The 7077-nt window shown below is 74.5% G+C and carries 6 protein-coding genes; 3 read left to right on the top strand and 3 right to left on the bottom strand.

Annotated features, from left to right (window positions below; genetic code table 11):
• Both FB00_RS20565 and FB00_RS20560 read right to left on the bottom strand, forming a co-directional pair.
• A partial coding sequence (locus tag FB00_RS20565; RefSeq protein WP_047234784.1) for an aminopeptidase P family protein occupies positions 1–1172 on the bottom strand: 1172 nt, incomplete at its 3' end.
• Positions 1169–2071, bottom strand: coding sequence for an alpha/beta fold hydrolase (locus tag FB00_RS20560; RefSeq protein WP_082141573.1), 903 nt, complete (start codon positions 2069–2071; stop codon positions 1169–1171). The genes FB00_RS20560 and FB00_RS20565, both read right to left, overlap by 4 nt.
• A gap of 118 nt (positions 2072–2189) precedes the next feature.
• Between FB00_RS20560 and FB00_RS20555 the strand changes: the two genes are divergently transcribed.
• The 3 genes from FB00_RS20555 to FB00_RS20545 all read left to right on the top strand — a co-directional run bounded on the left by FB00_RS20555 (position 2190) and on the right by FB00_RS20545 (position 5629).
• Entirely contained in the window at positions 2190–3029 is an 840-nt protein-coding gene (locus FB00_RS20555) for a PHP domain-containing protein (RefSeq protein ID WP_047234783.1), read from the top strand.
• Between the two features lie 7 nt (positions 3030–3036).
• Entirely contained in the window at positions 3037–3669 is a 633-nt protein-coding gene (locus FB00_RS20550; RefSeq protein ID WP_047234782.1) for a MarC family protein, read from the top strand.
• Positions 3670–3823: 154 nt separating this feature from the next.
• Entirely contained in the window at positions 3824–5629 is a 1806-nt protein-coding gene (locus FB00_RS20545) for a beta-N-acetylhexosaminidase (RefSeq protein ID WP_052877839.1), read from the top strand.
• Positions 5630–5689: 60 nt separating this feature from the next.
• Here FB00_RS20545 and FB00_RS20540 read toward each other — a convergent pair.
• Positions 5690–7077 (bottom strand): chitinase (locus FB00_RS20540; protein ID WP_052877838.1); only part of this gene is annotated, 1388 nt, incomplete at its 5' end.

The raw sequence follows: 7077 nt of genomic DNA, 5'->3' as shown, positions 1-7077 counted from the left end.
TACACGCGGCGCTGGACGTCGGTGAACTCGCCGTCGACGGGCAGCGTGCGCGTCACGTCGGCCGTGTAGAGCGAGTCGACCTCGACGCCCGCGTCGAGCAGCACGAGCTCGCCCGTGCGCACGACGCCGTCGTTGCGGATCCAGTGCAGCGTCGTGGCGTGCTCGCCCGCCGCGGCGATCGTCTCGTAGCCGACCGTGTTGCCCTCGAGGCGCGCGTGCGCGTCGAACGTCGACTCGATGACGCGCTCGCCGCGCCGGTGCTCGACGGCGCGCGGCAGGTTCCGCACGACCTCCTCGAAGCCCGCGATCGTCGCGGCGACGGCCTCGCGCATCTGCTCGACCTCGTGCGCGTCCTTGACGAGCCGCAGCTCGGAGACGGCCTCGACGAGCGCGGCGTCCGTGCGCCGGTAGGCGGCCTCCGCGCGCGCGAGCCACTCGGCCTCGGTGAGCTGCTCGTCCTGGGCGGCCTCGACGTCGTCCAGCCCGGCCTCGGCGCGGATCGCCTCGACGAGCGCCTCGACGGCCTCGTCGGCGCCCGCGACGACGAGCAGCGTCAGCCCGCCCGGGCCGACGTCCTTCGCGAGCGCGTCGCGCAGCTCGTCCACGTGGCGGGCCTCGACACCGGTGGCGGTCGTGACGTCGTCGAGCGACGGTCGCGCGCCCACCCAGAACTCGCCGTAGCGCGAGTCGGCGTAGAACTCCTCGGTGTCGCGCGCGGCGAGCGGGCGCACGTAGAGCACGGCGTGGTGGTCGGAGCCGCCGTCGCCGGTCCCGGGCTCCACGGGGTGCAGCACGAGCACCGCGTCGGGCTCCTGGTCCGTGCCGTAGCCCGTGAGGTGCGCGAACGCCGAGTGCGGGCGGAACCGGTAGTCGGTGTCGTTGGAGCGCGTCTTCAGCGGGCCGGCAGGCACCACGAGGCGTGCGCCCGGGAACCGGGCGGACAGCGCGGCGCGGCGGGCGACGGTGTACGGGGCGGCCGGGAGGGGCTCGACGTCGAGCTCCGCGCGCGGCGCCCATCCGCTCGTGATGAAGGCCTTGAACGCGTCGGAGTCGGGGCGCTGCGAGCGGTTGCTCCCGCGCGCGGCCAGGTCCTGGCCGTCGCCGGTGTGCTCGGGGGCCCGGTCGGGCGTCTCGGACGTGGGCTCGGGCGTGACGGGGGTGGCGTCGGTCATGCCCCCAGTCTCGCACCGCGCACGCGGCCGAAGTCCGCGAGCGCGCGCCCGAGCACGCGGTTGAAGGCCTCGGGGGCCTCGCTGTTGACGTCGTGACCGGCGCGCGGCACGACGACGAGCGCCGCGTCCGCGGCCGCGGCGAGGTAGCGCTGCTCGTCGAGCCGCATGTGGTCGCGCGCGCCGTTGACGAGCCACACGGGGACGTCGACGTCGCGCACGTGGGCGAGCCACGAGCGGCCCGCGAGCTGGGTGAGGGCGTCGGTGACGACGTGCCAGCCGGGCGCCGCCGGGGTCGGCGAGCCCGCGTCGGCCGGGCCGGCGAGCGCGTAGGACGACGCCGCGCCGCCCGGGAGCGAGCGCCCGCCCCGGGCGATCGTGCCCCACGCGGCCGCGCTCGTGCGTGCCGCCCAGCGGGCGCCGCGTCCGACGGCGCCGCCGCCCGCGACGACGAGGCGCGCGACGTCGCGGTAGAGCGCGACGGGCTTGCCCTTGGGGTCGGACGTGCAGGCCGCCGCGACGACGCCGGCGAGGTGGGTCGGGCGGCGGGCCGCCCAGGCGAGCGACGTGTAGCCGCCGAGCGAGAGCCCGACCAGGACGACCCGGCGGTCCGGGCCGAACGAGGCGGCGGCCTCGTCGATCACCTCGAAGGACCGGTCGAGCGTGAAGCGCTCGTGCGCGCGGGCGCCGTGCGCGGGCAGGTCCACGGCGACGGCGTCGTGCCCCAGCGCGCGCACGTGCTCCACCTGGCGGTCCCAGATCGCGCCGGACGTGCGCATGCCGTGCACGAAGACGACGGCGGGCGGGCGCTCCGAGCCGTCGGCGGACGCGTCGGTGCGGTGGCCGGGCGGGGTGCGGAGGGTGGTGGGGGCGGGGGCGGGGGCGTGCGTCGTGAGGGTCATCGCTCCCGACTGTGGCACCCCAGCCTGGGACGGCCGTGGGGAGGGGCCGCGCCCCGTGTGCACATCGTGTGGGGGTCCCGTGCCGCCGACCCGGTGTCCCGTCACTATCCTGGGTCCCGTGCGCATCGACCTCCACACCCACTCGACCGCGTCGGACGGCACGGACGCGCCGGGGGAGGTCGTCGGGGCCGCGGCCGCGGCCGGGCTCGACGTCGTCGCGCTCACGGACCACGACACGACGGCCGGCTGGGCGCAGGCGACGGACGCCGCGCTGCGGCACGGCGTCGCCCTCGTGCGCGGCGCGGAGATCTCGGCGCGCTCGGGCGGCATCAGCGTGCACCTGCTCTCCTACCTGCACGACCCGGCGCACGCGGCGCTCCTCGCGGAGCTCGACCGCACGCGCGACGCGCGGACGAGCCGGGCGCGCCGGATGGTCGACCTCATCGCCGAGGACTACCCGATCACGTGGGATGATGTGCTCGCGCAGACCGTCGAGGGCACGACGATCGGGCGGCCGCACATCGCGGACGCGCTCGTCGCGGCAGGGCTCTCGCCCGACCGCTCGGCGGCGTTCGCGACGATCCTCGCCACCGACACCCCGTACTACGTGCCCCACTACGCGCCCGACGCCGTCGCGGCGGTGCGGGGGATCCGTGCCGCGGGGGGCGTCCCCGTCTTCGCCCACCCGGGCGCGGACGGTCGAGGGCGCGTCGTGTCCGACGCGGTGATCGAGGAGATGACCGCGGCGGGCCTCGCCGGGCTCGAGGTGTTCCACCGCGACCACGACGAGCGTCAGCGCGCACGGCTCGAGGACCTGGCCCGCACCCTGGGCCTGTTCGTCACCGGGTCGAGCGACTACCACGGGGCCGGCAAACCGAACCGGCTCGGGGAGAACACGACAGCACGGACCGTGCTGGAGCAGATCGAGGAGCTGGGACAGTTGGACGTGATCCGATGATCGGACGATGAACGAGCTCTTCGACGTCCGGCTCTTCACGGAGGTCTTCGTCACCCTGTTCGTCATCATGGACCCCCCCGGCACCGTGCCGGTGTTCCTGGGCCTGACGAGCGCGATGGGTGCCAAGCAGCGCAACCAGGCGGCGCGCACCGCCATCCTCGTCGCCTTCGGCGTGATCGTGGCGTTCGCGGCGTTCGGCCAGCAGATCCTCAGCTACATGCACATCTCGCTGCCCGCGCTCCAGACCGCGGGCGGCCTGCTGCTGCTCCTCGTCGCGATGGAGCTCCTCACGGGCAAGATGGAGGAGCCGCAGCCGTCGGGCAACAAGGGCGTCAACGTCGCGCTCGTGCCGCTCGGGACCCCCCTGCTCGCGGGCCCGGGCGCCATCGTCGCGACCATGGTCTTCGTCCAGCGCGCGGGGGAGCGCGGGGGCGGCGTCGCGGAGTGGGTCGCCATCGTGGCCGGCGTCGTCGCGGTGCACGTGTGCCTCTGGCTCTCCATGCGCTTCGCGAACGTCATCAACCGCGTGCTCGGCGACTCCGGGACCATCCTCGTCACGCGCATCGCCGGACTCCTGCTCGCGGCCATCGCGGTCCAGCTCGTGGCCGACGCCGTCACGCAGTTCGTCCAGGCGGCCTGACGCCCGCTGCGCCGCGGGTCGTGCCGGGGGTGCGGCTCCTGACACGGCGCCGCGGGGCGCTGCGCAAGGCCTCGCGGAGGCCGGCGGGGGAGCGCTAGGGTCGGCAGCGGTGCGGACGACGGCCGTCCGCGCGACGAGTTCGGCAGGGGTCCTCATGAACGCTGGCACGCCCTCGACGCGCCGCACGCTCGGCGTGCTCACCGTGATCGGGGTGAGCGGGGTCGTGACCCTCTCCGGCTGCACGTCCGTTCCCGGAGGGGCGCCGACCGCGCAGGAGCTCGGGCTCGTCCCCCTCCCGGCGTCGGTCGAGGTCTCGGACGCCGCGCCCTTCGTGCTCGACGACGCGACCCGGGTCGTCGTCGACGCGGCGGCGGGCAGTTCGGTCGGGCAGGAGGGCGCGGTCCGCGTGGGCGAGCTGCTGGCCGAGGAGCTGCGGACGCCCACGGCGCTCGACCTCCCGGTCGAGCCGGTCGTCCGAGCCACCGGACACGAGCCTGCCGACGAGGCGTCGTCCGTGGTGCTCCGGCTCGAGCCGGGCGGCGAGTCCTGGGACCCGCACGGCCCGCTCGACGACCCCGCGGCCGAGGCGTACACCCTGGAGACCGGGGAGGACGGCGTCGTGCTCGCCAGCACGACGCCCGCAGGCCTGTACCGCGGCACGCGCACGCTGCTCCAGCTCCTGCCCCCCGAGGTCGAGGCGTCCGCCCCCGTCGACGGCGTCGCCTGGGAGGTGCCGGCGGTCGAGATCGCGGACGAGCCGCGCTACGCGTACCGCGGCGCGATGCTCGACGTCGCGCGGCGCTTCGCCCCGGTCGAGGACGTCCAGCGGTTCGTCGACCACCTCGCGGACTACCGCCTCAACGTGCTGCACCTGCACCTGTCCGACGACCAGGGCTGGCGGCTCACGGTCGACGGCCTGCCGGAGCTCACCGAGGTGGGTGGGCAGACGCAGGAGGGCTGGCCGCCGGGGACCGGCGGTCCGTGGTTCTACACGCCCGAGGAGTACGCGGAGATCGTCGCGTACGCGGCCGACCGCTTCGTCACCGTCGTCCCCGAGATCGACGGGCCGGGGCACACGCTCGCCGCGCAGTCCGTCCTGGGGTCGCTGCGCTGCGACGGGACGACCGGCGAGCCGTACTGGGGGCCGGAGGTCAACAACCCCATGATCTGCTCGAGCGACGAGAACATGCCGGCGGTCCAGGGGTACCTCGACACCGTCCTCGCCGCCGTGGTCGCGCAGAACCCCGGTCCGTACGTGCACCTGGGCGGGGACGAGGCCCCCAGCCCCGCGGAGGGCTGGTACGAGAACTACACCGCGGCGGCGAACGAGATCGTCGCGGGGCACGGGCGCACGGTCGTGGGCTGGCACCAGTGGGCACAGGGCACGACCCTGCCGGAGGGCAGCCTGATCCAGTACTGGGGCGTGGGCGAGCGCAACCGGGGCCTCATCGGGACCGAGCGGGAGACCGCGGACGTCCGGGAGGTGCGCGCGGCGCTCGCCGCGGGCGCCGACCTGGTCATGTCGCCCGCGGACCGCACGTACCTCGACATGAAGTACGACGACATCACCCCGTACGGGCTCGAGTGGGCCGCGCGGATCGATCTCGAGCGCGCGTACTCGTGGGACCCCGAGACGGAGCTGACGTCGACCCTCGACCCGGAGCGGAAGGTCGACGTCGCGGGACGCGTCGCCGGGGTCGAGGCCCCGCTGTGGTCGGACCGCTCCTACCCGGACAGCCTCACGCACCTGCCGACGAGCACCGACGAGTTCGTCGACGTCGACGTCTACGTGGACTACATGACCTTCCCCCGCCTGCCCGCGCTCGCCGAGGTGGCGTGGACCGCCCAGGCCGACCGCGACTTCGAGGACTTCGAGGCACGGATCGTGCGGCAGGCTCCCCGGTGGGACGCCGCGGGCATCGGGTGGAACCGCGTGCACGACGTGCGCTGGGACGACTGAGGCGGACCGCCGGCGTCCGGGGGCGCGGCCCCCGGACGCCGGCTCGTCACGGGCGGTTCGTCAGGGCCAGTAGGCGTCGAAGTTCCGGGAGAACTCCCAGCCGTTGTAGCGGTCCCAGTTGATCGACCACGTCATGAGGCCGCGCAACGCGGGCCAGCGCCCGTGGGTCTGGTAGGACCCGCAGCCCGTGCCCTTCGTGAGGCAGTCCAGGGCCTGGTTGACCTGGGCGGGCGCGGTGTGACCGTTGCCCGCGTGCGTGCTCGCCGGCAGGCCGATCGCGACCTGGTCCGGGCGCAGCGCGGGGAACACCTTGGACGTGTCGCGCGCGACCGGGAAGCCGGTGAGCAGCATGTCCGTCATGGCGATGTGGAAGTCCGCGCCGCCCATGGTGTGGTACTGGTCGTCGAGCCCCATGATCGGGCCCGAGTTGTAGTCCTGGACGTGCAGGAGCGTCAGGTCGTCGCGCAGCGCGTGGATGACCGGGAGGTACGCGCCGCACCGCGGGTCCTGACCGCCCCACGGGCCCGAGCCGTAGAACTGGTAGCCGTTCTGGACGAAGAACGTCTCCGGCGCCATGGTCAGCACGAAGTCGTCGCCGTAGCGGGCCGCGAGCGTCTTGAGCGCGGAGATGAGGTTGACGATCACCGGCGTGGTCGGGCTGCGGAAGTCCGTGTCGCCCGTGTTCAGGTACAGCGAGTGGCCCTCGAAGTCGATGTCGACCCCGTCCAGCCCGTAGGTGTCGATGATCGAGCTCACGGAGGTGACGAACGCGTCGCGCGCGGCCGTCGTCGTGAGCTGCACCTGGCCGTTCTGGCCGCCGATGGACAGGAGCACCTTCTTGCCCGCCGCACGCTTCGCGGCGACGGCGGCCTTGAACTCCGCGACCGACTCGACGTTCGGGCACTCGGCCTGCGGGCACAGGCTGAACCGGATGTCCCCGGACGTGACGGACGTCGGCTCGCCGAACGCGAGGTTGATGACGTCCCACGAGTCCGGGACGTCCGCCATGCGGGTGTAGCCCGAGCCGTTGGCGAACGACGCGTGCAGGTAGCCCACGAGCGCGTGCGGCGGGAGGTCGCCCCCGGCGCCGCCGCCGCTGGCCGTCGTGACGGTGACGGCGGTGGAGCGGGCGGACTCGCCGGCGCTGTTGGTGGCGGTGACCTGGAAGGAGTAGGCGGTGGCGGCGGTCAGCCCGGTGACGGTCGTGGACGGGGTCGTGGTGGTCGCGACCTTCGTGCCGTCGCGGTAGACGGCGTAGCCGGTGGCGCCGGTCACGGCGCCCCAGGTGAGGGCGACGCTGCTGGCGGTGGGGGTGCCGACGGTGAGGCCGGTCGGGGTGGCCGGCGGCTGCGTGGTGCCGCCGGTCGTGGTCGCGGTGACGGCGGTGGAGCGGGCGGACTCGCCGGCGCTGTTGGTGGCGGTGACCTGGAAGGAGTAGGCGGTGGCGG

This window comes from Cellulosimicrobium funkei (genome assembly GCF_001019615.1).
Lineage (GTDB): Bacteria > Actinomycetota > Actinomycetes > Actinomycetales > Cellulomonadaceae > Cellulosimicrobium > Cellulosimicrobium cellulans_E.
The sequence above is the reverse complement of the archived record's forward strand: the minus strand, read 5'-3'. Positions and strand labels throughout refer to the sequence as shown.

Excerpts from the sequence above, each read along its gene's own strand:
- FB00_RS20560 (WP_082141573.1), bottom strand. The coding sequence starts at position 2,071 with ATGACCCTCACGACGCACGCCCCCGCCCCCGCCCCCACCACCCTCCGC.
- FB00_RS20545 (WP_052877839.1), top strand. The coding sequence starts at position 3,824 with ATGAACGCTGGCACGCCCTCGACGCGCCGCACGCTCGGCGTGCTCACC.
- FB00_RS20550 (WP_047234782.1), top strand. The coding sequence starts at position 3,037 with ATGAACGAGCTCTTCGACGTCCGGCTCTTCACGGAGGTCTTCGTCACC.